The following is a 24,927-nucleotide window of genomic DNA, read 5'->3' as shown; positions in this document are numbered from 1 at the left end:
ACTTTCGTGGGAATGATATTGTTTTGCAAAATAGTCTATTTCTTTTTTGTCATTATAGGCATTAGAGTTAACTAATTGGGAAAGAATTATTCTCTGCATTTCTATAGTCAGGAAAAGAAGCATGCATATGCGCTATTTTCCAAGCACCATCCTCTAGTTCAATGATTAAAGTACCTCGTAAATGCTCAAATAAATAATTCTCATTAGCAACTTTAATTCGGGCATTACAAACTGCCGCAGTCCACAAGGCATTATCAGGTGTGGGTATAAAGCGTACAACTTCTATTTTAGAACTTTCTGACTGGCTCCAATCTCTCCTTAATTGTTCTTCAATTTCCTTTAATCCTACTCGATACTCATCAAGTCCTGATCCCCAAACATTAGCTTCTTTCGTAAAAAGGCTTAGTGTAAAAGATAGATCACGCTTTTCATAACCATCACAAAATTGTTCAAATAAATGTTGTGCAGGTTTAGCTAATTTCATCAAACTCTCCAAAATTAATTTTATTTCTCGTAGAGTTTAATAGGTAAAATTATTTTGTCTGTCCGTTATAAATACCTACACCTAGCAAATATTCTAAACAGCAGAACAAGAATACAACATACGTTCTATTTCAGACCAGGAAGAAAATTCTGTCCTTTGTTTAATTCTCACCAAATAAGTCTCAACGGTTCGATGCGAAAGATCGAGACACCTGGCAATCTGTTTATGTGTTGCCCCTTGCAACCATAACCTTAAACAGGTTAATTCTTGGGTAGTGATGTAAGTCGATTTAGTTTTTCCTTCTACTATGATTCTATCTTGATGCAAGCAGATATCTTTATAATTTACATCGCGATAGGCACTAGGAAGTTTTAAAGGATTTTTATTTAGTAACGTTATTAATTCTTTATTTTGTAATTCAAAGTCAAAAATAAATTGTTCTATCGCTTTAAATTTATTGAGATAAAATGAGCCAGGATTTGGGTGCTCGTAGGGAAGCGCAACAGCAATCATATCGTAATAATTTTTATTACGCTTCACTAAGGTAATACCATTATGGAAATTATATTTTTCTCGAGCAATTTGCACCGGCATGCTAGGTAACTCTTCATCCCAAAAAAACCAATAGGAATGGGATTTCGTATGTTCATCACCAAAAGATGAAAAAACAACAGGCTCGTTGTCAATTTTCTGAAAATATTCAAATAAGTTTGTATCTGTCACTAGGCAATTTATAGAGCCATCAGCAAAGCAACGTAAGTATTGAAAATAATTAAAACCAAATATATTTAAAAAATTTTTACTAATTTCGTAGACTTTATTTTTTAGTAAAAAAATTGGATGGTTTAAATCGATTTTTAAAGACATTGATAAAGATTTTATTACCACTTAAGTGAATGTTAACAAGCTTAAATTATGTATTCAAGCTGTAATATTTTAGCTAAATAATCGCTTTGAATTAAAAAAAAGAGATAACTTCCTTGTTTTATTCTTATCTTTGACAGTTTAGACTTTATTGTTTTTATTAGTTTTTCTTCTTTTTTCGTTTAAAGAGTCTATAAATAGGCATATAAATTTAACCTATTAAACACATCCTTGCTTTATTTTTGTTGCAATTTTTATTTAACCATTAATTATTGTTATTAGTTAAATAAGCACACTTGAAGCTCTAAAATTCTACTTTAGTAAAACACATCCCTATCTTTTTTTCTTATTAGTTAGTTTATTTTTATTACTTATTTTTATTGTTTTATTTTTATTAACGATTTCCTTTTGGATTTTACTAAACTTTATTCTTTTTATTTTTACAAATTTATTAAGTTCGCTCCAAATCCCTGTTTATTATTATTACATCTTAAAATCTATTCCCTCACACTCAGTTTCTTTGGGCTTCTCTGATTTATTGACTACTACAAGCTGAACAGGTTTTCTAAATATAATTTCAAACTGAGTCAGAGAAATTGGCTCTCCATTGCAATTAACTGCCACCGGTTGTTTTATAGGCTTTAATAAGCCATCAACCAATATTCCTTTATTAAAGAGACGCTTCATCACTTCCCATAACTGGTCATCATGAGGCAAAAAATGGGTCGTCACAGATTTTATTTGGTTAAAAACCAGCTTATAAAAATCTTCATGAACAGACACACCTTGTTTTTTGGCTTTATTAAAAGTTGCCTCTTTCCAAGCCTCAAATGAAGTAATTGCTTGGCCATCTCCCAAGATGAGATCACTGTTATCATTCATTACTTTACCTACAGCACTTAAGATGCTTCGACAATTACTAGCAAGGTTTCCCGGTGGAACTAAAGTACCCCTCATATCATTTGTATGTAAACGCTTTTCACCTTTTAAATCATATAAACTATATAAATCATGTGGTTTTGCTGCCGTATCTACTATGGTAATTTTGGTTTCATTAACCTCAACCACATCAGACAGCTCAAACCCCTTAGCTGAATAAATGACATCTTTATGGACATCCCACGTCATTACTTTATTATTTTTTATACATAAGCCGCGGATTATTATTCTATCTTCATCATCCGTTGTAAAAAACTCTGCTTCTTCTAATCGTAAAACACAATCGAAATGGTCCATTGGCAGTATTCGATCACCTTTAGGTATTATATAAATAAGGTTCGTTTTACCTTTAAAATCTCGAGTTGCCCATATTGCATTTAAGCCAGAAGCCACTATGGCCATTGGGCTCTGGGCTAATTCCTCTGCTGATTTTTTATAAGCATTACCAAAATGCTGTAATTTAATTCCTGGTATTTCAATTAATTTCTTTCCACTATGAATAACATGGTAGTCATGGTGGGGGATAATTACCTGCTCTGTACCATTTTTCGTTATAGTTAAACCATCTTTGCTTTCTTTAATCGCTTCAACTTCCTCTTCAATAATCTTAACGCCTGCTTCTTTAAGTAATTCACGTAATTTGATTACAACATCCTTAACCATTTTAAAGGTTAACGGTTTATCTTCACCATGATCTGGAAAAAGCTCTCCTGCAACATAGCGCATTGCTTTTGGCAAATAACGCTTTGGTTGACCCCAAGGTTGATTTGCCCAGAGCTGCTCATTAATGCCTTCAATCCACATCGGCGAGCTGACTATTACAACTTCTGTACCTTTTAATTTATAAGGCTGTACCATTAAAACTTCCCAAATCGCTGCTAACGTTGCTGCCCCACCGAAAAGACATAATGCTTTTACTTGGGGCTGTATTTGCTCTGCCTTAGTTTCAATTTTACTTTTAACTTCCACTTCTTTCAGTGAGCTAAAAAAGCTAATTGATGCTGATATGGATAAATTAGGCTTAAATTGTTCTACCTTCATTTTCCACGGTCCTTTTAAATCATCTCTTTTAATTGTTTGCTGTTGTTCTAAATTTGACCCAAATGTATTGCCTTTACCTATTCCCTCTTTACTTGTAAATAACCGTTGAGATAACAGCTTATTATTCTGATTACTGCTCTTATTTCTACTTATCCTTGGCATACTAGGTAATGAACCTAAATGCCATTTAGCTTTTTCTGATGCATTATCCCTAGCCCCCACTATTTTCTTACTTTTACTTATTATGGTCGTTAATGTTCTCATTATTATTTCCTGCTTTAATTTTTATTAACTTTATTGCTATAATTGCTCTTGTTATTAACAGGAAGAGTAACAATTTGACATTAACGAAAAATTTCTTTACCCCTAAATTTATTTATATCCTTAAAAAAATTGTTAATAGATAACGTAATTAAAGAATTACCGGCCAGGTAGCGCAGAAATATTGAATATTATATTCATTTAATGTAATATATTTAATCAATATGTTTAATTTGCTTTTAATTATTTTATTTAAAAATGCATATCAACTTAGAAAATGAACCCTTGCGCCTGCTTAATTACACTAATTTTGTAAAAAACACATGCGCCGTATTATTTAAAGAAATAGGAATTAATCATTTTAGTTACATTGAAGCGGATGAAACGGGTAATTTTTTTTGGTTAGACAGTCATGATGAATACTTACGTCAATGTATTTTACAAGGCATTATTAAGAATAAACCTCTAAATATTTTAAAATCTTATCCCAAAAAAGGCTTTTATCTTCTAGATACTTATTCACAAAAGGATCAAGAATATTGTAAGGATACATATAAATTATTGCAGGATTTTAATTTCGGTCACTCATTTCGTGTGCTAGAAATCCTTAATAGTAAGGATAAAGTATTAAAATTCTACTGCTTTGATGCGTCCTTAGATAATCCAGATATAAATCATATCTATTTAAACAATCTTGATACATTATCTAAGTTTAATAACTATTTTGATAGCCAATTAGCTCCACTTCGCCCACTTTTACCTAAACTTTCAATTTCGAATCACCTTGAGTTTATGCAACGCATGAGTACCGCCTTTATTAAGGAATCGATTTCCCTCGCAATCCCTTTTAATAAAAAAAGCTTTCCACACAACACACATTTAACGCTAAGAGAGAAAGAAGTACTATGGTGGCATATACGTGGGAAAACCTCGGATGAGACAGCCTCTCTCCTTGGTATTTCAAGACGTACCGTAGAGAGACACTTTGAAAATTTACGCGAAAAATATGATTGTAAATCAAAAAACCAGCTTATTCTAAAATTAGCTTCTGGTTATTAATTAGATAAAGATTTCCTAAAACGCTACTTCTTCGTAGTATTGAAGTGCCCTAGTATACGCCTATTAAATTCTTTACAGACATCTTATCTGAAAGCTCTTTGAAAAACTTCATTCGTTTATTTAGCAAACTACCCGCTTTATATACCAAATACACAGTATATCGAGGTGGATTTTTAGGAAAATGCATTTGAATAACCGATTGATTGTCGATATAAGGCTGGACATACGCTTTTGGCAAACATGCTACCCCGTATCCACGAGCAACTAAATCAACTAACACATTAAAATCAGTAAAAGTAAGATAAGGTTCAATAAATTGTACTGTATCTAATATAGAGTCAATGTATTTTTTGATAAATGGCAAATCATTATTATAAGCAAGCCAACGCAATGAATGAAGGCTAGAAACAAATGCAGCCAGATTCGTTTGATCTAAGTAATTCTTCCAGCGCTCAGTTCCAACAAAAATTAATTCATCATCAAATAATTTAATAAATTTCAGATTGGGATAATCGAATTTCACTGAGGTAATACCAAAGTCTATTAAATTATCTTGCAATGCATCAATTACTTCCTGATTGTTATTGATATAATTTACTCTAAGTTTAATTTCATGCTCAAGACAAATACCAATTTTAGGCGTTAAAATCTTTTGAGCAAATTCATTAATGCAACCTATTTTTATTATACCTTCCCGCGTGTTGGTATATTTCGAAAAGCTATCGATAGCACCTCTTAATTTATAAAAAGGCTCAGAAACTAAAACAGCTAACTTTTTAGCAGCAAACGTAGGTTTAATATATTTACCTTCACGTATAAAAAGTGTCTTACCTAAATAAATTTCCAAATTCTTTATTTGAGTTGACACAGCAGCTTGTGTAATATTTAACTTCTTACCTGCCTTAGAGAATGAACCGAGCTCATAAGCGAATAAGAATGACTCAAGATTATTATAAAATTTCATCACTAATTCTTGAAAACCTCTTAATTGGTTTATTTTCAATCAAGTCGCGATTTTAATTAATCTTGGCCAAAATTAATATGGGTAATTTTACCCATATTTATAATATAAAAAATTTTATTAAAGAAAAAACTTAAAAATTTGGCTTAGCGGTATTATTTTCTGAAGATATAATATTATCTATCTTTTCCGCCTTACCGAGCTTGGTAACATCGCGATGAATATAGAAAAAAGGCGAATTCGTATCAGGGGTCTTTGTTTTTAAGCACTGAACATCTTCTTTCAAGGTAAAGCTAGCAAATCTAGAATAAAAATCCTTACCCATCGTCTGAAAAAATCCTTTTTCCTGTGGGGATAATTTATTAAGCGTTTCCTTCTTATAGAGCGGGTAGGCATCCAGTAAAAGATGCTCATCAAAATGCATATCTAACCCAGTAAGTGTTGTTCCCTTTTTTAGAGTCGTAATTTCAGCCTTTATATTCCTTGCCTTTAATTCTGCAAGTTGCTGCGCTAAATAGGAGGAGCTATGAGGTTTTGCATAGCGGGTTGTAGACAGATTCCGATTAAAAAAACTAGGTACTTTTTTAGAAGCTGGATTCATATATATCGAAGTGAATGTTTTAAACATAAGTTTCTTCCAGTGCTGAATTAATTGCATTTTACTTAAGCCGTAAGGCCAATATAGCTAACACTATGGCAAATAAAAGTTCAAGATTTTTTTTATTTTTATATTTAACATAATTAATTGTATTTAAATTAACCAATTAAATGCGTTTATTATCAAAGGCTTACGGTTAAATTATGGAGATTAAAAATAATTTAGAGATGAGTACTAGTTTAATATTGATCTTTTCAATGCTTAAAAATAAATTAATTTTTTAGCGGGCTAAAATTTAATTGTAATTTTTGCAATAAATAGATCACAACATTAGTCATATTATTTTATGTTAGCGGTTTAATGGTACAAATTTGCACATTATTCTTATGAAGAAGGTTACCTACTAAATTTAGCGTTAAACTACTAAGCAACTAATCTGAATCAGTCTTTTGATAATATTAATTAACTGATTCAGGGCTACCTCTTTGCAGTAGAAAAGTCAGAATCAGCGCAGCAATTACTAATAGAGTACTGATTAAAAAAGGTAAATGAATATTAATATAGCCAAACGGGCCTGCCAGTAAACCTGCCAAAGTCCATGCAATGGCAACAAATGCACCAGAAACCCCCATGATCCAACCTTGCTTATCATCACCAACTGCATTTGAAAAAAGTGCCAATACTAATGTATAAGTAATAGCCATAGAGCCAATTATAAATGGTCCTGAAATCCATTGGATTGCCTCGTAAGGGATTAAAAGCGCTAGTAATAAAGCAATCACATTAAGGCTCAGGCAAAGTAAGATTATGTATGAGGGTTTTTTAATGTATTTTATTAATACTTTTAAAATAACCATCAAAGCAAGAGCAAAAGCGATACCTAAATAAGCTATGAATAGGCCAATTTTATTTGGCGTAAATTTAAATTGCTGAAAAAGAAACCAAGAAATAGATTGAAAATAGAGTGTCCATCCAAACATAAAAAAGAAAAGCAAAAATGAAAGCAGACGAATTTTAACGTTTGTAAAAGCTTCCTTTAATAGTGTAAAACCTTCAAATAAATTGAATTTAACTGGCGTTGTTCGTTTAAATGTTTCAGGAAAAATTAACCAAAGAATCAAGGCATTAATAAAAGCAAGTAAAGCTGCTGCTTCAAAAGGAGTAGCATAAGTTAAATCTTTAAAAAAACTAGGGTCAGAAAGATAGCCACCTACTAGGGGGCCAAAAATCATGCCAATACTTATTGCAACAATAATATAACTTAGATTAACAGCTTTTTTATCTTCAGGACTAATATCAGCAATAGCTGCTTGCGCAATATATTGGCTGCCACTAAAAAAGCCAGCACTTGCCCTACTAAACAAAAGTAATGTAAGACTTCCGATATTAATAGCAACGGCTGATAAAACAAAACTTGCAGCTGATCCCAGCAAGCAAAGAAGAAGTGTTGCTTTTCTACCTAATTGATCTGAAAGTGCACCTAATAAAGGAGCCCCAAAAAACATAAAAAGAGGATATAACGCAAGGCATAAGCCAAAAAGAACATCGCGCGTACCCTTATCCATTCCTGTAGAAATAAGGTTGCTGGTAGGCTCCATGAATAAAGGCGTTAAAATAGGAAATACAAATGTAATACCCATTTGATCAATAATAATTGCTAAAAAAAGACTTCCAATAATCGCAATTGGGTTCGACTGGGTAGGCTTACTAGTGGGCATACTCTTCCTAAGTAATTATCTCCTAGTTATAAAATAACGTTTTATTTGAGAAATACAAGTAAAATACCCTTATTTCAACTTGAAAATTCTTTTTAAATAAACTTCAAGCCTATTCCAACAAGGTGGCATACTGCGAAAACCAACAAATCGATCAGGTCGAATTAAATAAAGGCATTCACTAATTGCGCCATAGCGTTTATGGATTCTATCCTCCTCATCAAAAATGATCCCTGTCTTCCACTGAACTGACAACTCATAATTTTTACTTATAATTAAATAGAGATTTATCCATACATTATAATGTTGGTGAATATTATGGATGATAGTATCAATAGCTTGTAACATTTCATCTTTAAGATCATTGTTGGATAAAAATATAAATAAACTATGTTTTCCAGCTAGCCGATTCTCAAATAGCCACTGTGTTGTACCACCTTTATTAAGCGTTGCTGCATAAACATCGGGGGCTCTTTCACCTGACTTTAGGCCCTTAAAGTTAACTGAGTTTTGTAGACAAGCACTATTTTTAACTTGATAACGAGTTCGTAACCAACGAATAGGTGAGTTTACATAAGTATCAATAATCGAACTTCTAGTTATATGTATATTAGACTGGGATAATAAGCCACCAAAGTAGCGTTTTACAGGCTCTATTTGCATCATCAACTTAGTAACATGATCACGATATTCTCTGGAGATAAATCCAGTCATTCCAAATGATTTTTCATTTAAATTTGAAAGTAACTTTGCTGATATTATGGTTTGCCTTTGTTCCTCACTATAACTATCAAGCAATCTATCAGCTGCGACTCCTTGACATTGCAAAGCAAGTTTCCAACCTAAATTTCGAGCATCCAATAGACCTGAATTCATACCTAAAGAAGTCAAAGGGCTAACTTGATGAGCTGCATCGCCACATAAAATAATTCGCCCTTTTCTACGATTATTAATTAATTTTAAATAGGTATGAAAATGGGATATCCATCGTGGCTCTGAAAACTTTGTGGAGATAGGAGACAGCACATCGAAATAATTTTGTAATTCACTAAGGGTAGGTTGTTGACCTTGTTCATAAACATCTGATTTAGGTAGTGAGATTAGTACTCCCCAGCGGTTATCGGGCAAGCAACCTAAGGATGCAAAGCCTTTATTTGCAAAAAAAAGATACCAATGCTTAGGATTTAAATCACCTTGAACGCTCACATCAGCCACAATATAATGGGAAGGGTATTTTTTACCTTTATTAATAGTAAACTTAGCTCGGTCTTGTACTAAGCTATGGGCACCATCACAACCAATAAGATAACGGCAATTGATAACTTCCTTTTGCTTACCCTCTAGATTCGCTTGAACATACTCACCTACATCCATAAAGTCTTTTAATTCTACTTGCCATTCAACTTGGCTACCTAACTGATTTAAAAGCTCTTCTTGAAATTTTTCAATATAGTTCTGGCCTATTAAAAAATAATTTGGATACTTCGATTCAATGCCTAGCCAAGGGGCATGAACAACTCGTTGACCTTCTGCATAAATAACGAGAGCCTGCGTTGCATTACCAACATGGATAAAAGGAGAGGCGTAACCAAAATCATCAAATCCCTCGAGAGCTATTGAAGAAAGGGCTGTTGCTTTAATTATTTGAGATGTTTGTGCTTTTTTATCAATAATCCGAAAATTAATTTTTTGCCGTGCTAATTCTAAAGCTAACATTAAACCAGTTGGCCCGGCACCTACGATAAGTACATCGGTATCTGACACCATAAGATTAAACTCAATAAAACTTATCCTTTAAGTTTAGCTTAATTGATATTGAACTTTGGTCACTATCTATTTAGTTTTAAATTAGATTTCTTTGTGCCTTAGGAAGTTTTTAAATATTTCCTCATTATATAGGTTGTATAGCCCTTAAAATTTCTCGGTAGTGTTGCAACGGTACTGTAGCCTAGCTTTTCATAAAATGGTTTTGCTTGAAACTGAGCTGTATCAAGTTGTATAAATTCGCAATTATAATTGCAAGCGACTTCTTCTAATTTTTTAAATAATTTGTGGCCTAGACCTTTATGGCGCTCTTTTTCTGTAACCCAGGCCATTTGTACCATGCACACTTGCTCAAAGATCTCACCTTTGATACCAGCAATAATTTGATCATTTTTATCAGTAAAATAAAGTGTAAAGGGCTTAAAATCAAAAGGGCCTATTCTTGATTCATTAAATTTTCTTAAATTCTTGCCAATTTCCTCAGCTGTAGAATTCACTTCTTGCTCATCAAAAGTTAATTTTATTTTTAACATTTTATAGAATTTTAAAAAGTTTAATTTTTAAGGGTTTATTCTAATTCTTTAAAACAGTGAGATTAAGAGCCTTCCAATACACGAAGGCTCAACTTTAAAGCTTTTTTACTTATAATGCAGCCAGTTATTTAATTTTAAGGCTGAAGTGAACTTCCGTGGGTTTGCTCCTCCGGTAGATGATGCTCCTTTTTAATCTGTGTTAAATCAGCTTTAAAAAGTTCACTATTTGTTTTAAATAAATTAAGAGGTGACTTACCTGTTAAAGCATAGACTATACCCATGATAGCAAGACCGGGAATAATGCCTGTCGCTAGGGTAGCTACAATCATTCCAACCCCGGTAATAAAGCGTTTTGTTGATATATCTTTATTATTTTGAATAATCTCAATATTAGTGAATTGTCTTCCTGATTCTTTTGCATTAAGAAGCTCAAAATATCTTTTTATAGTATTTTGGTTTTTTTCTGAGTTATCTAAAGTACTAAGAAGCTTTGCAATTATTGCATGAATTTCTCGGTTTTTTGGCGATAAACTTGCTTGATATTTTTTGGTAGCTTCTAAAAGTTGATTAATGATTAACACAAACTCTTCTTGGTTATCAGAATTTACTACCTCAGCATTTATCTCTTCATCTAAGTCTTGTTCTGTAGCCTTCGTATTTATATCATTAAGGTTAGGAACCTGAATATTTATCTGAGGGGAAGGTAGGTCTTTTTCTTCTCGTTGTCCTTCTTTAGACGTTAAGCCATCCGAACTCTGTACCTCAAGCGCTATCTCAGTAGTAGAGAGATCATTCTTTTGGTGTTTTATACTTTGTTTATTTGCATTATCTCTGTTATAAACAACAATGTTTTTATCTGCGCTAAGGGTTTGATTCCCGTAAGCTTCTGGCGTAAGCTCACATTGTTTTCTAAACTCCTGACCTATATTTTCCGCGACATAAATTGAGGCTTTGGAACCAACATGACCATCATAAACACCAAGAAGCAAAGCCGGTGTAGTGGATGTAATTGTTTGGATAGCAACAGTAATATTATCGGTAGAGCCAGCTTCTTTTGCTTTAATCACTAAAGCTTTAGCTATTTCTGTTTCAGATAACTTATCATTTGCTTCTAAAATTTCTTTCAAAGCCTCTAGTAGAAACTCCTCATGTCCTTTTTTTGTTTGAACATTTGCACCATCGGTAAAACCATCACAGGTATTAATAATTTGTACTTTTCTTATTGCATTTGGACTAACTTGAAAAGTTTTCGCAAGTGTATTGATACTAGTAATATCAATTGTTGCCTCAGAGCAAACGCCACTTTTTTTAAAGTATTTATCACCAATGGCTCTTGAAACAGCAAGGTGACCACCTACTCTTCCCCAAGAAACCGTGCCGCCAGCATCAGTAATACGTTTTTCTTCTAGAGGATCCTTTGGCTTATGTATTACTGAGTTTAATCTAACAACCCCTAAAAGTTGATTATTATTGTCATAAACCGCTGCAAAAGATGCAGCGTCTGCTAATAGTGCGGTAATTAAGTTCCCTTTTCCATCATAAATAGTCGTTGCTGCTGTTGTGCCATCCCTATAATTATTCTGTAAAAATTGTTCATCTAAAGTGCGATAAGTTGTCCATAGTCGCTTACCAATTTCTTCTGGTGTTAATGAATCTACAGTATTTTCTAATGTTTCCCAAGCTAAGGCATCTTCTTGCTTGTCGCGATACCTTGAGTTTTGAATTTCAAAATAACCAAACGGTTGCTCATTATCCTGATAGAAAATGTTTTCAGCTTGAGAGCGATCATATTTTTTTATGTGAGAAGTAATTTTGGGCATGTATTTTTCTTAGTAAAAAATTTTAGCCAAACTTATCACAAAACTTATACACAATAAACATTAAAATCACAATTTGATCATGTAATTTAACCACTAAAAGAAAGGCAATAGGATTATGCTTGCAAGAAGGATTGACTGATATAAACAACGTCATAATAATTGGATAAGGAGCTAATAGATGCGCTACTTGGCAAAGTCACCAGTAGGTTTAATTTGACTACTTAAATAATATTACTCTTCTTTTAAGCGATACTTTTTGAATTCTAGATTTGCTTTAGCTAGTGGCTTTAGCTTAATACGTGCTAAACCTAGTTTTTTAAGCAAAAGAATATAAACCCACCCTATATCTAATTCATTAGAATAAAATGAAAACTTAGCAGAAGCAGGATATTGGTGATGATTATTATGTAATTCCTCACCAGCAATAAATAGCCCAAAACTAGTCACATTATGTGAGTTATCTTTCGTGTTAAAGTTACGATAACCCAAGTAGTGGCCTAAGCCATTAATAACACTAGCTTGAAATATAATTTGTAGAATCATTTGCAGTGTCCATAAGGGAATAGCCCATATACCAATTAGAATCATTTCAATCACTAATAAAATGATGGGTCCCATTGTAGAATATTTACTATACCAATGTTTCTCTAAGTAATCGTTATCGCTAATAATTCCATACTTCTCGACTACTTGATCAGATTTCGCTTTATGATAAAGCTCAAATCCTGATGTAAATAAAGTTTTTAAGCCATGGATAATGGGACTGTGCGGATCGTTCTCTGTATCTGTCGCTTGGTGATGTGCCCTATGGACCGCAACCCATTCACATCGACTAGCGCCCGTTACAAGCCAAAGCCAAAACCTAAAAACATGACGTACTGCAGGATGAAATTTTACGGCGCGATGTGTCTCACTTCGATGAAGATAGATAGAGATAACAATCATTGTAAAATGGCAAGCCAAAACTAAATAAAGGATTGACCACCATAAATTAATCCCGATAAGTCCCTGTATTACAGGGGGATACAACAGAGCTAAACACCAAAACCCAATCATCATCCCAACTGTTAGCAAGCTATACTTAAAATGAGCAAAATTGATGTTTTTCAATGTAATAAGCAATTTATCTAACATCAACATACTTTTAAGTGTTTCCTGAGAGTCGTTTTCTACTCCAAGTTTTAGCTTATTAATTTCTTCTTTTTTAAACATTGGCTTACAGCTTGTGCCTAGTAATTTATCCCATAAAGTAGTGACAATTGCATAATTTCTAGCGTCTGTATCTGTTGTATGATGAAGTATGTGATACTTAGGTGTCGCGATAAATAGACTTAAAAAACGCTCTACCTTTTCATTGCATTTAATATTGGAATGGCACCAAAAAACAATGAGCGCTTGAATTAAGTCACAAATTAAGACAACGGTAAAATAAGGACCAAATATAAAAATAATACTAATTTTATAGAGAGTAAACAGTAGAAATTCAATAGGGTGTATTCGCAAAGCTGTTGTAGCATTTACTGATTTATCTGTATGATGGGTTTTATGTAAGCACCACAAAAAGGAATACATATGAGCTACACGGTGATAGGAATAGTGCATAAAATCATTAATTAAAAACCACAAAATAAATACTAGCCAAATAGGTGAATTAAAATAATGAAAAAGACCAAAATTATAATATTCACAAAACAAGGCAACAGAAAGCGTGCTTAAAGGAATAGCAATAATTATACTTATAATACCTATACACCAGTTCAATAATCGTCGTTTTTGTACCCCGTCCTTGCCTAAATTGTGAAATGGATAAAAAGCCTCTAATAAAATAAATAGCCCAATCATCATGAAAAAAAACAACATCCTTATTATGCTATAAAAGTCAGCATCATAAAGATCCACAAACTACTCCAAAAACACAACAGTATTTTAAATTATAGATTAATAGATAAATAATTTTTCTAATTATTCAAAATTTATCCTAAAAAACATAAAAAAAGCCATAAAAATAAATGAATAGAGATATTTTCTTATTAAATTAATAGCCCTTTTATAAGCTATCTACTTTATTTAATACTTTGAAATTCTTTTAATTCTTGCTGTAGTTCAGCAATTTTTTTATCACGACAGGCTTTTACTTCAGTAGCTTCGACACTTATACCTTCGATTTTTCTCCCTAAAACTAAAGGCTTCATGCAGCCTTGCCAAAATTTTTTATCCTTATCTTTAAAACCAGCTGATTTGCATGCTTTAACAATCTTCTTGCAATCCATATGCTTAAAATCATCCGCAAAAGCCATAGGAGAAAGTATGAATGTTGTTACAATAATCAAACCAAGTCTTTTCATTTATTCTTATCCTGGAATTAATAGAGACTTAAGTAATAGTAGGATAGAAATTTTGCTTAATCAAAAGTAGATTTACAGCCGTGGCCTTATCTTTAGGCTTCTAATCTAACAGGCAGGATTTAACGTAATTTGTCTCTTTCTTTGCGTTGAAAGCTACTAGTAAAGCTAGCTTATTTATAGTCTATATACCGCGGCCAAACCGCGGTATAAAAAATTTTTACGTTTAATTACATAGTGTATTGCACACCAAGTGCTAATATATAATTTTTATTATCTAAACCTGCTGAATTAGGAATAAATAGCCGTCTTCCTAAACTATTACTTTTAATTTCAGTATCAGCCCTAGTATTGCCATAGTTTGCATAAGAAGCTTCAGCGAAAACTTTAGTATTTTGAGTAAAGTAATAGCCTGCGTTTAAGGTCAGTGAATGATATTTTGCATTATTCCCCCACTCTTTAAAAGTTAAGTTACGTGAATAGTGCTTATCCTGATCTTCTGATTTTACCCAATTACTTAACTTCAGTAATAAGTTCAGTTCAAAATTGTTTATTGCATATTTCCCAGCCAGACCCACATAAGGTGTTTTAAATACTTGCCGGTACCCTATTCCAGGCTCATTATTGCTAAAGCAGCCAACTTGGCGGCCATTTTCATATATGAAACACCCACCTTTTGCTCTAAAATTAAAAGAGTTTTTTTCATAACCTCCGAGAAGACCTAATTTATAGTTTGGTTTATTAAGCAACCAAGTTTGTAAACTAAAATCAATTCCATTAGCATTATTAAGATGCGTATTTTCATGATAAGACCAGTCTGTCCAATGTGATTGTCTATCACTTAACCAATCATAATCATCCATAAATCCACTGCCTTTAGCCAGAGTTGCCCAACCTTTTCCGTTAATACTTAGCCAAGGCCTTAAGTCATAATTTAACTCTGCTTTAGCTATTAATGAATTATCTATCCGCCAATCTAACTGACTTATTTTTTTATTTGTATTTGGCTCATACACATATTCATGTGCTTCGCCGGATAAATGACCTAGTGCTGCATTAAATGATAAGCCCTCAAATTTATACGCTGTATCACTATCAGAAGCACTTGCTGTTATAGGCAATAGGCTCACTAATGACATCATCGCTAAAATGCTTGGTTTTTTTCTCATAGCTACTCCTAATTTTTTTATTAATGGAACTATTTGAATCCCTTGCATTTGAGGTTGGATTTTAGAGGCGAATTTTTTGCTGAAAGTTACCTTAACGGAGAAAACTTAAGGTTTTCTTAAGAAGACGATGTTTTATACCATTTATTAGTAAATTTTCCTTATCCTTATAAGTAATTCGCCATCAACACCTGGTCAATTTAAAAACCAAAAGAAAATTACTTAATCAAAACTTGTAATGCAAATTCAATTAGATAATAATAAGCCTCAATTAAATGTATATTAAATGAGCAAGGAAAAACCTTATCAATTTTACTTTCTTATTAATTCATTTTAGGAATACCGATCTAATAATTAAAAATTATAAGGTTTAATTGTTAGGTTTATTATTCTTTAGTGACTTTAAAAATTGCTTACTTTAAAGGAAAAGTGAACAAAAAATTAAAATATTTACTGTATTTATTCTTTTATTGGTAGCGAAGTAACTGATGTACACACATAATTTTTTCTCCGTCAAAATTCGGCCCATTCAAGCTCATATTGCAAAAATTAGATTAAATGCTAACTTAAGCCTTGCTGATAATGAAGGTACTTTATTAGCTAAAAATGCTTATAAAGGTTGGTTTAGTCAGACAAGAGCTACTTTAACTGAACTTGAAAGAGAAGAGACTGAATTAACCATCTATGAAATCTTAGCTTATCAGCAGAGAATAAAAAAACATTTACAAAAAATAGCCAACAAAAAAAGTCAAATGCATGCGGACAAATATAAAGTTCTTCATGACATTTTAGGCGATTTAAATTCTTTAATAGATTTGAAGAAAAAAGAGCTATTTCAAACCCTGGCCAATCTGGAAGTAATATTTTTAGCCCATAAAGATCGTTTTTTAGATGAAGAAATTAAGGAATTTCGTAAACAGGTACGTCAAATACAAAAGCTTTTTGATCCTCGTTTTTCTCACTTACGAATTTATTTAAATAGAGTAAAACTCGTTATAGAACATTTTATTGCCTTTACTCGAGAAAAAATAACGCGTTGCCTACCAGAAAAAGAAAGGGCCATTAATTCAACTCTCGACAAATTAATAGTTATTTTAGAAGATAAATTACAATCAGACTGTATGCACCTATTAATTAAGATTAAAGATATTGCTAATAACAATCAGAATAATAAAATTTTTGTCGACTTGATAAAAAGCCACAAACAATTATTTATTATTTCTTCTAGTAATCCAATAGACAGCCATCAGCTTTATTTATTAATAAAAGCCTTTATAGAAGATTTAAAAAAACAAACAGACAATGTATCTCTAGAATCTCGAGAAATTGTTGAGGTACAATACAAAAAACTTCTTAAAAAATTTCAAAAAATACAAAAAAATAATAGCTATTATATTAATTATCAACAGTTTAATTTCATACCACATAAGCGCTTAACTGCACCAGAAATTAGACGTGCCCATGCGCCGGCCCGATCAGAAAATCAAGTTATCCATTTTTTAAATGCTTATGAAGATATGTCTGTACCTAAAGAGCAACTTCAAGGTGCTTTCCCTTCTATTATCAGAAGTATTCAAAATGCGAAATATGTAATTTGTATAGAAGGCTGGGAAATTAATCTACACCTTGACTATTTACAACCACAACTTAAAACCATAGCAGAACATGAAACCTCGCCCCTTACTTTAGGTAAAATTTTAGTTCAAAAGGCCATCGATAACCCTAACTTAGTTATTGCTATTAAAGTATGGGCCCAATTTTGGGATAACAAATTAACTTACCATCATGACTCTATTGCTTATCTAGATTCAATTGCACGAGCAAAAGGACTCAAAAATGGCCTAAATGATCTTCCTAATTTACAATTTCGAGCGGTTAATCATACTTATAATTTCAATACTCATCATGCAAAAGCCGTCATTACCGATGCAGAATTTACACGCAAAGATGGTAGCAAAAAAAGAAAACTAACAGCCTTTTATGGTGGTTTAGATCTTGCGCATGATCGTATGGATGATGCGCATCATTCAACGCAAAGAACGCCTAATGCTTATGGCTGGCGGGATGTTCATCAACAAGTCATTGGCCCTGTGGTTGCAGATATATTTAACGATTTTGTTTCTGCCTGGCAGAATGCCAATAATGGCAGATTAAAGTTTTGGAATAAAAGAACAAAAGATAAACATCATTATCACAGCTTAGAGCGTTTCTGCCGCAATCTAGGCCATACTCAACTTCTTAATTACACAGAGCTTCGCAAACCTAAAGCCCTATGGCAATCACAGCTTTTACGCTCTACAATGGCAGCTTCTCATGGTAATTTCTGGACTGCACCTAAACCTTATGAGCGAAGTATTGCTTTAGGTTATAAAAACGCTATTGCCGAGGCGAAGCGTTCTATCGAGCTAGAAACACAATACTTAATAGGTGGGCCGGGAATCCACGCTAAACCAGAACATGCAGCTTTTAACCCTATTCCTCAAGCGTTAGTTGATAAAATTGTGGAACGATTTAAAGCAAATACACCATTTCATGTTTTCGTTACCTTGCCCATGCTACCCAATGTCACGAGTAGTGCCCCAGGTAGATTAGAGGTGGATTCTATAAGAACGCTACAATGGCTAACTATAAAATGGATGATGAATGAAATTGAGAAACGGACGGATAAGCCTTGGTGGCATTTTATTTCTTTTAACTTCTTAGCTCAATGGTATGGCCCAACAGAAGAATATAATAAATTGGCATCTAAGGTAGGTGTTACAAGAAATGAACTCATAGCTGCAGCTCAACGTAGCCCAATTTATGTGCACTCTAAATTTTTAACGGTTGATAATCATTTAATGATCTGTGGTAGTGCCAATGCTAATGAACGTAGTATGCGTGGTCAAGGCGGCGATAGTGAGATTGCAATTATTAACCGGCCTGAGCAAGGATATGAAGCCGCATGTCAAGAACAAATAATAGCTCAACGTATTCATAATTACCGAGTAACCTTAGGAGATGATTTTATCAAAAACTATCCCGAAAGCGTAATACATCCTGAGCTATTCGCAGAGCAAAGGCGACAGCAAGCATTAGCAAACTTTAAAGCATTTACCTCTAATACCGTGCGTTTAGATAATAATTCACCAGCAAGTAAACTTCTAACTTGGCCTTTAGTTTACTCGGATAAAACAGGGCATGTGGGAGAATACCAACTAGGGAATTCAAATTTAATAGATACACCTAAAGGAGAAGAAAACCAAGGTTATTATCATTGGCATCCAGAGCATTTTCCCAAAGCGCTACATACTTTAGCAAAATTTGATATAAGAATACCTTATTGACTAGTTTCCATTGACTTAGCATTGGCAAAGAGAGTCTCCTATAGAACTAACTAGCTATTCCAGAAAACTATCTAATTAACCCTCGCCTTAAGTATATTAACGATCTCACTATCTTTGAGCGCATTTAAATAATTCATAATTGTTACCTTAGGCTTAAATTTAAATCCAATTGTTACAATTTTGGTTAAATTAAGTCAAAATTGGTCTTTTTTGTACTAAAATTGACCTATATATATTATTTAGTTTGTAGTTTGTATGCCTATATCCGATGATCCTCAAACCAGATTAAATTATTTGGCTCATAACGGACTTCATAAAACTGTAGCCAGCATCTACCGTAATATAGAAGACAACCCGCAATTTTTAGATATTGATGTAACTGATGAGGCAATCCAGACGGCAATTGAAGCTGGATTAGCAGTAGAATTTAGAGAACCTGAGAAAGCAAAGAACTATGCAGCTATTTTAGAAGTGTTATGCGCAGTTCGACTAAGAGAAATTAAAGTGATTGCTGATTCCTTTCCTGAAGTAATAAATTTCAAACTTCCTAGAGAGAGACTTAATGAGGTATTAATAAAACTTACTGAGGAAGGAATAAAAGCCGCAAAAAGAGATGAGGATGCATCACAATATTGGCAAGCTCTAAGGATCTTATGCTCTCTACCGCTAAAAGAATATAGTCCCAGCAAATCAGCTATTACTGATATTTTACAGGCGATAGCTAGGGATAAACCTGAGAATTATATGCAAATTCTAGAAGAATTATCTCTCCTACCATTTCAACAAATTAATGTTTTACAGGTGATAGCTAGAGATAAACCTGAGAATTATATGCATATTCTAGAAAAATTATCTCTCTTACCACTGAAACAAATTAAAGTCATTACTGACTTCCATCCTGAAATAAAAAACCTTCAGCTGCCAACAAAAGACCTTGATACATTCTTAATAATAATTACCGAGGCTGGAATAGCTGAGGCAAAAAAAGGAAATAAGGAAGCGGCAGCCCAGTATTGGCAGGCTATAAAGATTTTATGCACTCTGCCGGCAAAAGAATATAGTCCTAGTGACAAAGCGATTAATACAGCCATAATAAAACTAGCTACTGTTGAACAGAGTGAAGCACTTGCTGTATTTACAGACGTCCTAGGCCGAGAACGAGTTATAGACGCGGCTATAAAGGGTGATGCTAGAGGTACATTAGCAATATTTTTGGAAGAAACTGCCCAGTCTCATTTATCAAGTCAAACTAAAATTGATGACGAATTCATAACCCTTGCTTCTCGTAAGCAATGGCATAAAGCACTGGAACTTTATTTTAAACGAGTACCCCAGCCTTCACCAAGCGCCCATGATGAAGTTTTAAGGTATGCAGTTTGGCTAAAAGACTGGGATGTTATTCCATTACTTTTAAATATTGAGTGCCCTAAACTTGATATTTTAAATACACTTCTAGAGAAAGCTGTTGAAGAAAAAGAGTTTTCAGTAGTTGAGAAAATTTTCTCCTTAGGTTATCAACCCTCCAGCAGAGGATTTAAGAGTGCATCAGATTTAGCGAAAAAGATAAAATGTACAGAAGAATTTGATAGCGCTGTTAAAAAAGGATTTCAATCTAAAAAATCTGCTGAGGTTATGCCTGATATTAAAATTACATCACAAAGCGAATTCGAGCGTACCTTAACCTGCTTAGCATATTTACGAGACTGGGATAATGCTCTCCGACTTTTAGTGTCAGGCCCTCGCAAGCCTATTGACCCTAAAATCATAACAACTATTTTTAATTTAGCTTTGAAAGAGATGGAATCTAACTCGAAGTTTTTTTTAATTATTAGGCCGCTTATACTTTTAGATACTAGTCAATCAATTAAGCTAAACGATAAAGAATTCATTTTCTTGTTTAATCGAGGTATTGTAGAAGATAAATTAGATTTTATTAAAAAACTTTCTCTTATTAACCCAGACCTATTCGCTAAAATAATTCCCGATACTTTGCAAGATATTAGCAGGGGATCTTTAATAGGTAAGTTCTTGAGTTTACAGCGCATTTTTTACAATGGAGATGATTTACTTGCCGGGATAAAACTTGTACTAGAAAACTATTTGCTGTTCAATAAACGTCATTTTGGAGTAATTAACCAATATGAAGAGCTTAGAGATATTTTTAATAAAATTGATAACCTTGAGGATTTAATTCAGCGTATTACCAATTTAAAAGACCTTCCGAAAGAAGATCCAGAGTTCAAACGTTATATGGACTTTATTCTTGAAAAATATACAGGGCAACTTGTTGAAGCTTCACTTAGTGTAAATCCAGATACACTAGAAAATAGAGAAGACCTTAGTGCGCCAACAAAAAATATATCTCGTTCTGAACTTTACTTTCAACGTTTACCCGCAGCCTCTGAAATGGCACAGATAGCTATACATGATGAGTTTGAACAAGCACTTGCAGGAAAATTGGAGGAAGAAAGAGTCGATATAACTACAAATTGGCAGCAAATCTCAAGTCTTCTTGCGTCAGGAAAGCAGCCTGATACCCGAATGGCAAATAAATTATTATATTTAGCAGCTAAAGAGGGACAACTAAGTGTTATCAAGCAGCTTTTTAAACTTGATATTTGCAATCAGCCAACAGAATTAGAAAAAGCAATTCAGGTAGCCAAAAAAGACAACCATAAAGGGGTGGTTCAGTACTTAACTAATCAAGCTCTTATTGCCAGCACAGAAAATCCTCTAACGGTGGTTAGATTAATATTAGAAAATTTCATAAATAGACATGCCAGGAAAGCCTTTATGAGCCATCTTTTTAATACACCTATTACTACATTACGAGAATTAGTTAATACAATAAAGCAAATTGAAAAGGAACCAAATTCCGCAGGAAATGAAGAAAAACTCGATAAGGTATTACGTCAGTTAGACGAGCTAAAGGAAATTCCAGAAATAAAAGAAGATAAAAAATTAGCTAGCTGTATTGATTTTATTAGAGAGCAAATTCCTCTACAGGAACAAAGCATACTAGAAATTCCAATAGAATCTAAAGATGTTCAACACCAAAGTATGTTTTAGATCAGATAGCCTTGATGCAGCAAAAATCAAGGGTATTTATTAGTACCATATCTTTGAAAATCCTTGATTACGCTGCATCAAGGCTACTTTATTGCGCGCTACGAGCCTTACTTTAGAGCTTCCTTAAATCAAGGGTTAGGGTTCTGATTCAGTGAATTTTGTTTTATTTCCCCATTTCCTTGGTCATTATTTGCAGTAATATAGACTCCATTTCGAATAAGATACTGATTAAGATAGGTACTACTCATTGCTATAGAGGAAGCAGAAAGTTATACAAGTAAAAGAGAAAAAAGTGGAATGATTTCCCCATAAAATTAGAGGAACTTCTATTTATTAACTAATAGCAAATAGCGCAGTAATAAAAGCTTTATTCGTATTACCAATCAATAAGTTATGGTGGGGCGGCGTCCATAACATTGGCCATCCAACCCATTGATAATAAATAATTATTTTAATGTGATTTTTGAAAAAGCCCCCAAATAGGCCCCATTTTATCAGGTGTTACTCTTGAAATTGAAGCCAATTCGACTAGCTTACTGTTCTTCTGTTCGCGAACAGCAGAACACCGCTTTTAAGCGTAAAAAGGTACATAATGAATGTATTTTGCATTTTTAATCTCTGGATTACCAACTTTAATCTTATTTTGTTCCAGTGCATCTTTGATGATTCGTGAAGCAAGAGCATAATTTTTTTCACTAATCCCTAGTCTTTGACGTAAAGTCGCGTTTGTCATTTTTTCATTTGATAAATATTTTAAAATGCAATGTTGAAAGCAAGCCTCTACACGCTCTGTTTACTCATATCTTGATAATTTTTAGGCGCGTATAGTATTACTTTAAAAACTATATTACTAATTTCAAATTTCAGTGGTGGTAATCCATATAATTCAATGCCGGTTAAAGCTCTTATCAGTCCACTACCTCTATCCTCACAAATATGGGTTTTATACATTATTCTCGCAAACAGTTCATTTCGAGGATTCGTAGAACCAAATAATCTATCAACAGACGTTTTCGCGATTAGTGTACCTGGGTTAGAGATCTCCATACGATCCGAAAAATCTCGACTTTAGGATGAGTACTATCAATACTAAAATCCTGATGAATCATTGCATTTGCTAAAAGCTCTCGTATTGCAACGATAGGATAAACAGTCACATTTTCTCTGAAGGCATTTTTAATTATTTCCCTACTAGGCAGTTAGTCTTGTATATAATCAAGTATTTCATTAAATCCAACAGCATAACCTCGACCAAAGGTTTTATCTTTGGTTGCTTCAATTTTTGACGAACCTTTATAACAAATTACACGGATACCCCGTCTTGCATAACCGGAAAAATGAGACATATTATTTGCAGCAAGTAATACACCTAAGTTATTAATCACATATTGACGATTCTCAGGCTTAACAAGACAGTATTCTTCCAATTTTTGGATTATTGTATCGGCATTTCCAGGGACAGGTATTTTTAAGAGGTTAAAAAAGTAACCACATCTATTTTATTTAAAATTTCATTCGATGATGTAGGTAGGTCAGCATCCTGCTCTTCAAAACTGGGTACCTTTGATCGTAATAAACAAACACCAGCCTATTTCTTGTTTCGACATTTTATGAGTCGAAGCTCCACTCCTTATGTAGGATTCTTCTATACCTTTGCCGCGTAAATGAACCGGTTTTTCCTTAGATTCTTTAATATAGATAAATAATAATACTTTGTCTTTATAAACGGTTACTTCATGATCAATAGATATTTGAGGTTCGACGCCTTCTCTAGCGATACTACTAATTTTACTAATAATTTCTTTGATTTTTTTCTGATCAAGACTATTTATTTGCCCATAATCGTCTATACCAAAGACTAAATAGCCGCCATATGCATAATTTGCAAAAGCTGAAATATGCTTCGCTAAATTTGGAGCGCCTTTACTTGAAGCATCTGCCTTCCAATCTAACTCATTAAGTTCGTGAGGCAGTGGGTTCAAACTCTTTTCTAAAAGTTGTAAGGCTAAATCTAACCATTGCTTTTCTGGTTTCATAACGCATAACCTTTTTAGCACATGACGATCACATGAGAATATATTTATAATCAAATGGTTACTTAATTTAGTAAATAGATGATCACATGAAACTTAGTGATTGGAAATAAAACAATTTACTAACACCAATAAGCCTGTCACATGAAAAAAACTATAAAATCAATTGGTTATGTAATTTTGCGGCAATATGATCACATGAGATTTAACTATTCTAACCTACCCCATTTTTGTTTCCATTCAGCATCTTTAATGATTTTTCGTTGATGATTAAGGAAATCTGAAAATCTCTCGGCCTCTTTCACAGATCAAGGCTTATTGGATTTTTTTAGATGTCTTAGGAAGTCAATATGGTGGAGGCGGCGGGAATTGAACCCGCGTCCGCAAATCCTCTGCCCTTAGATCTACATGCTTAGCCTTGTCTTTTAGTATTCACTGCGTCCTCTCCGATAGGCAGGATTTAACACAGCTAGTCTTTAAATTTCGCTTCAATGGGCAAGACAACCAAAGAAGCTAGCTTATCTTCTATGACCGTTGATTCGATACCAATAAGCAAGCTCGGTCAACGGGGCGCTGGTTTTTTGGCAGCGCACGGTGCGGTTACACTATCAAAGCTTACGCAGCGATAGCTTCACCTGCAAAGTTTTCATCGTTTGCATTTATATTTAAGTGAGATTGATTTACGAGAGTTCTCTCAAGTTCTCGGCATGCACCTTAGGTTTCGCAACCCGCGTCGAAGCCAAGTCGCCCCCCATTTAGGAACACTATAAGTATACCATATTTTTTAATAATTGCAGTCTTTAAATGATCATTTAGCCTAGAGCGTTGTAGTGATAATTTAATTTTCCCCTACGTCCTGTGGCTTGTCCACCGGGCCCAGTATCGGTCTTGACAATTAAAGCTTCTTTGCCTGTTCCAAATCCAATAGATCCCGTGAACAAGCTACGGGACA

Annotated in this window: 19 protein-coding genes and 1 other RNA gene; 3 read left to right on the top strand and 17 right to left on the bottom strand. The window is 33.5% G+C overall.

Annotated features, from left to right (window positions below; genetic code table 11):
- Positions 1-67: 67 nt before the first annotated feature.
- The 3 genes from E1P04_RS06745 to E1P04_RS06735 all read right to left on the bottom strand — a co-directional run bounded on the left by E1P04_RS06745 (position 68) and on the right by E1P04_RS06735 (position 3,592).
- Positions 68-484, bottom strand: a complete 417-nt coding sequence (locus tag E1P04_RS06745) for a nuclear transport factor 2 family protein (RefSeq protein ID WP_131782149.1) — start codon at positions 482-484, stop codon at positions 68-70.
- Between the two features lie 93 nt (positions 485-577).
- Positions 578-1,351 (bottom strand): helix-turn-helix transcriptional regulator, encoded by a 774-nt coding sequence (locus E1P04_RS06740; protein ID WP_131782148.1) that lies wholly within the window; start codon positions 1,349-1,351, stop codon positions 578-580.
- Between the two features lie 480 nt (positions 1,352-1,831).
- Positions 1,832-3,592, bottom strand: coding sequence for a hypothetical protein (locus E1P04_RS06735; protein WP_131782147.1), 1,761 nt, complete (start codon positions 3,590-3,592; stop codon positions 1,832-1,834).
- Between the two features lie 255 nt (positions 3,593-3,847).
- Between E1P04_RS06735 and E1P04_RS06730 the strand changes: the two genes are divergently transcribed.
- Entirely contained in the window at positions 3,848-4,648 is an 801-nt protein-coding gene (locus tag E1P04_RS06730) for a helix-turn-helix transcriptional regulator (RefSeq protein WP_131782146.1), read from the top strand.
- Positions 4,649-4,697: 49 nt separating this feature from the next.
- Here the strand turns inward: E1P04_RS06730 and E1P04_RS06725 are convergent, their stop codons facing one another.
- The 9 genes from E1P04_RS06725 to E1P04_RS06685 all read right to left on the bottom strand — a co-directional run bounded on the left by E1P04_RS06725 (position 4,698) and on the right by E1P04_RS06685 (position 15,550).
- Positions 4,698-5,612, bottom strand: coding sequence for a LysR family transcriptional regulator (locus E1P04_RS06725; protein ID WP_131782145.1), 915 nt, complete (start codon positions 5,610-5,612; stop codon positions 4,698-4,700).
- 130 nt (positions 5,613-5,742) lie between these two features.
- A complete protein-coding gene (locus E1P04_RS06720) occupies positions 5,743-6,237 on the bottom strand; it encodes a hypothetical protein (RefSeq protein WP_131782144.1) in 495 nt (164 codons plus the stop codon).
- Positions 6,238-6,665: 428 nt separating this feature from the next.
- Positions 6,666-7,925, bottom strand: coding sequence for an MFS transporter (locus E1P04_RS06715; RefSeq protein WP_131782143.1), 1,260 nt, complete (start codon positions 7,923-7,925; stop codon positions 6,666-6,668).
- A 69-nt stretch (positions 7,926-7,994) separates the two neighbouring features.
- Complete coding sequence (locus E1P04_RS06710; RefSeq protein WP_131782142.1) at positions 7,995-9,689, bottom strand: FAD-dependent monooxygenase; 1,695 nt, start codon at positions 9,687-9,689, stop codon at positions 7,995-7,997.
- 98 nt (positions 9,690-9,787) lie between these two features.
- Complete coding sequence (locus tag E1P04_RS06705) at positions 9,788-10,219, bottom strand: GNAT family N-acetyltransferase (protein ID WP_131782141.1); 432 nt, start codon at positions 10,217-10,219, stop codon at positions 9,788-9,790.
- A 134-nt stretch (positions 10,220-10,353) separates the two neighbouring features.
- Entirely contained in the window at positions 10,354-12,039 is a 1,686-nt protein-coding gene (locus tag E1P04_RS06700) for a PP2C family serine/threonine-protein phosphatase (RefSeq protein ID WP_131782140.1), read from the bottom strand.
- 231 nt (positions 12,040-12,270) lie between these two features.
- The gene (locus tag E1P04_RS06695) at positions 12,271-13,938 is read right to left on the bottom strand and encodes a sterol desaturase family protein (protein ID WP_131782139.1); all 1,668 of its coding nucleotides are present in this window, start codon (positions 13,936-13,938) and stop codon (positions 12,271-12,273) included.
- 164 nt (positions 13,939-14,102) lie between these two features.
- Positions 14,103-14,384 carry a hypothetical protein gene (locus E1P04_RS06690; RefSeq protein ID WP_131782138.1) on the bottom strand — a complete coding sequence of 94 codons (282 nt, stop codon included), beginning with the start codon at positions 14,382-14,384 and terminating at the stop codon, positions 14,103-14,105.
- Between the two features lie 227 nt (positions 14,385-14,611).
- A complete protein-coding gene (locus E1P04_RS06685) occupies positions 14,612-15,550 on the bottom strand; it encodes an omptin family outer membrane protease (RefSeq protein WP_131782137.1) in 939 nt (312 codons plus the stop codon).
- A 485-nt stretch (positions 15,551-16,035) separates the two neighbouring features.
- Between E1P04_RS06685 and E1P04_RS06680 the strand changes: the two genes are divergently transcribed.
- Positions 16,036-18,873: a hypothetical protein gene (locus E1P04_RS06680; RefSeq protein ID WP_131782136.1), complete on the top strand. Its 2,838-nt coding sequence runs from the start codon at positions 16,036-16,038 to the stop codon at positions 18,871-18,873.
- 255 nt (positions 18,874-19,128) lie between these two features.
- Positions 19,129-21,942 carry an ankyrin repeat domain-containing protein gene (locus E1P04_RS06675; protein WP_131782135.1) on the top strand — a complete coding sequence of 938 codons (2,814 nt, stop codon included), beginning with the start codon at positions 19,129-19,131 and terminating at the stop codon, positions 21,940-21,942.
- A gap of 571 nt (positions 21,943-22,513) precedes the next feature.
- Here E1P04_RS06675 and E1P04_RS17590 read toward each other — a convergent pair.
- The 5 genes from E1P04_RS17590 to ssrA form a co-directional block, all read right to left on the bottom strand.
- Complete coding sequence (locus E1P04_RS17590; protein WP_165482693.1) at positions 22,514-22,675, bottom strand: hypothetical protein; 162 nt, start codon at positions 22,673-22,675, stop codon at positions 22,514-22,516.
- Positions 22,676-22,722: 47 nt separating this feature from the next.
- A complete protein-coding gene (locus E1P04_RS06670; protein ID WP_131782134.1) occupies positions 22,723-22,989 on the bottom strand; it encodes an ATP-binding protein in 267 nt (88 codons plus the stop codon).
- Positions 22,990-23,141: 152 nt separating this feature from the next.
- Entirely contained in the window at positions 23,142-23,369 is a 228-nt protein-coding gene (locus tag E1P04_RS06665) for a hypothetical protein (RefSeq protein WP_131782133.1), read from the bottom strand.
- A gap of 120 nt (positions 23,370-23,489) precedes the next feature.
- Positions 23,490-23,978 carry an AlbA family DNA-binding domain-containing protein gene (locus E1P04_RS06660; protein WP_131782132.1) on the bottom strand — a complete coding sequence of 163 codons (489 nt, stop codon included), beginning with the start codon at positions 23,976-23,978 and terminating at the stop codon, positions 23,490-23,492.
- Positions 23,979-24,326: 348 nt separating this feature from the next.
- Positions 24,327-24,727, bottom strand: a transfer-messenger RNA (tmRNA) gene (gene ssrA, locus E1P04_RS06655).
- Between the last annotated feature and the right edge of the window lie 200 nt (positions 24,728-24,927).

This window comes from Legionella gresilensis (assembly GCF_900639865.1).
GTDB lineage: Bacteria > Pseudomonadota > Gammaproteobacteria > Legionellales > Legionellaceae > Legionella_C > Legionella_C gresilensis.
Note: the sequence above shows the minus strand (reverse complement) of the source record. Positions and strands in the feature narration are given on the sequence as shown.